Origin of the sequence: Thalassospira sp. MIT1004 (assembly GCF_001858545.1) — a bacterium.
GTDB lineage: Bacteria > Pseudomonadota > Alphaproteobacteria > Rhodospirillales > Thalassospiraceae > Thalassospira > Thalassospira xiamenensis.
This window is the reverse complement of record NZ_MCAO01000024.1, coordinates 1-2,500: the sequence shown is the minus strand read 5'-3', so window position 1 is coordinate 2,500 and position 2,500 is coordinate 1. Positions and strand designations below refer to the sequence as shown.

The following is a 2,500-nucleotide window of genomic DNA, read 5'->3' as shown; positions in this document are numbered from 1 at the left end:
CTACAAGCAGTTGGAGCCTCTTTATGGGGTGACAGCGTACCTCTTGCATAATGGGTCAGCGAGTTAGTCTTACAAGCGAGCTTAAGCCGTTAGGTGTAGGCGCAGCGAAAGCGAGTCTGAATAGGGCGATTGAGTTTGTGGGATTAGACCCGAAACCAGGTGATCTAGCCATGAGCAGGTTGAAGGTGATGTAACAGTCACTGGAGGACCGAACCCACGTCTGTTGAAAAAGACGGGGATGACTTGTGGTTAGGGGTGAAAGGCCAATCAAACCTGGAGATAGCTGGTTCTCCGCGAAATCTATTTAGGTAGAGCGTCAGACGAATACCATCGGGGGTAGAGCACTGAATGGGCTAGGGGGCCTTACCGGCTTACCAAACCTAATCAAACTCCGAATACCGATGAGTACTATCTGGCAGACAGACTACGGGTGCTAAGGTCCGTGGTCGAGAGGGAAACAGCCCAGACCGCCAGTTAAGGTCCCAAAGTTGTGGCTAAGTGGGAAAGGATGTAGGACGGCCAAGACAACCAGGACGTTGGCTTAGAAGCAGCCATCGTTTAAAGAAAGCGTAACAGCTCACTGGTCTAAATAAGCTGTCCCGCGCCGAAGATGTACCGGGGCTCAAGCCACACACCGAAACTGCGGATTTGTTCTTTATTGAACAAGTGGTAGCGGAGCGTTCCGTAAGCCTGTGAAGGTGTACCGTAAGGTATGCTGGAGGTATCGGAAGCGAGAATGCTGACATGAGTAGCGACAAAGGGAGTGAGAACCTCCCTCGCCGAAAGCCCAAGGGTTCCTGCGCAAGGCCAATCCGCGCAGGGTGAGTCGGCCCCTAAGACGAGGCGGAAACGCGTAGTCGATGGGAAACAGGTTAATATTCCTGTACCCGTGAGAAGTGACGGCCTCTGGAAGTTGTGTCTCCTTATTGGATTGGAGATGCTGCCAAGGAGGTCCAGGAAATAACTCTCACATATGGACCGTACCCGAAACCGACACAGGTGGGCAGGTTGAATATACCAAGGCGCTTGAGAGAACGATGTTGAAGGAACTCGGCAAATTGCCCCCGTAACTTCGGGAGAAGGGGGCCCACCGTGAAGGCAACTTTACGGTGGGGGCACAGACCAGGGGGTGGCGACTGTTTACTAAAAACACAGGGCTCTGCGAAGTCGCAAGACGACGTATAGGGTCTGACGCCTGCCCGGTGCCGGAAGGTTAAGAGGAGATGTGCAAGCATTGAATTGAAGCCCCGGTAAACGGCGGCCGTAACTATAACGGTCCTAAGGTAGCGAAATTCCTTGTCGGGTAAGTTCCGACCTGCACGAATGGCGTAACGACTTCCCCACTGTCTCCAACATCGACTCAGCGAAATTGAATTCTCCGTGAAGATGCGGAGTACCCGCGGTCAGACGGAAAGACCCCGTGCACCTTTACTACAGCTTTGCAGTGGTATCAGGATGTGAATGTGCAGAATAGGCGGGAGGCTATGAACCCGAAGCGCCAGCTTCGGTGGAGCCACCTTTGAGATACCGCCCTTTTGCTTCCTGATATCTAACCGAGGTCCGTTATCCGGATCCGGGACCCTGCATGGCGGGTAGTTTGACTGGGGCGGTCGCCTCCCAAAGAGTAACGGAGGCGCGCGATGGTAGGCTCAGGCTGGTCGGACATCAGCTTAAGAGTGCAATGGCAAAAGCCTGCCTGACTGCGAGACTGACAAGTCGAGCAGAGACGAAAGTCGGTCATAGTGATCCGGTGGTCCCGCGTGGAAGGGCCATCGCTCAACGGATAAAAGGTACGCCGGGGATAACAGGCTGATACTCCCCAAGAGTCCACATCGACGGGAGTGTTTGGCACCTCGATGTCGGCTCATCACATCCTGGGGCTGGAGCAGGTCCCAAGGGTTTGGCTGTTCGCCAATTAAAGTGGTACGTGAGCTGGGTTTAGAACGTCGTGAGACAGTTCGGTCCCTATCTGCCGTGGGCGTAGGATACTTGAGAAGAGCTGTCCCTAGTACGAGAGGACCGGGATGGACGCACCTCTGGTGTACCGGTTGTTCCGCCAGGAGCATCGCCGGGTAGCTAAGTGCGGAAGGGATAACCGCTGAAAGCATCTAAGCGGGAAGCCCCCTTCAAGACTAGGTATCCCTATCAGATCCCTGGAAGACCACCAGGTTGATAGGCTGGGTGTGGAAGCGTGGCAACACGTGAAGCTAACCAGTACTAATTGATCGATCGGCTTGATTGATCCCTCTTGCTAATTGAACATTCTGACTTCTTGCGCAGCGGTAAAACCCGCAAATACGCAATCAACCAATATCGCATCACAAAAACTCCGATCTCTTCGCTGTGTTTCGACGGCCCGGTGGCCATAGCGGCCGGGAACCACCTGATCCCATCCCGAACTCAGAAGTGAAACCTGCCTGCGCCGATGGTACTTTGTCTTAAGGCACGGGAGAGTAGGTCACCGCCGGGCCTTCAAAACACAGCAAATATTCCCTAATCA

The 2,500-nt window shown here is 54.0% G+C and carries 2 rRNA genes (1 of these 2 cut by a window edge); both read left to right on the top strand.

The features are described from left to right. A 23S ribosomal RNA gene (locus BC440_RS11480) occupies window positions 1–2,242 on the top strand; it begins 508 nt to the left of the window's first position. 113 nt (window positions 2,243–2,355) lie between these two features. Beyond that, window positions 2,356–2,470: ribosomal RNA gene (gene rrf, locus BC440_RS11475) — 5S ribosomal RNA — on the top strand. Window positions 2,471–2,500 lie beyond the last annotated feature (30 nt).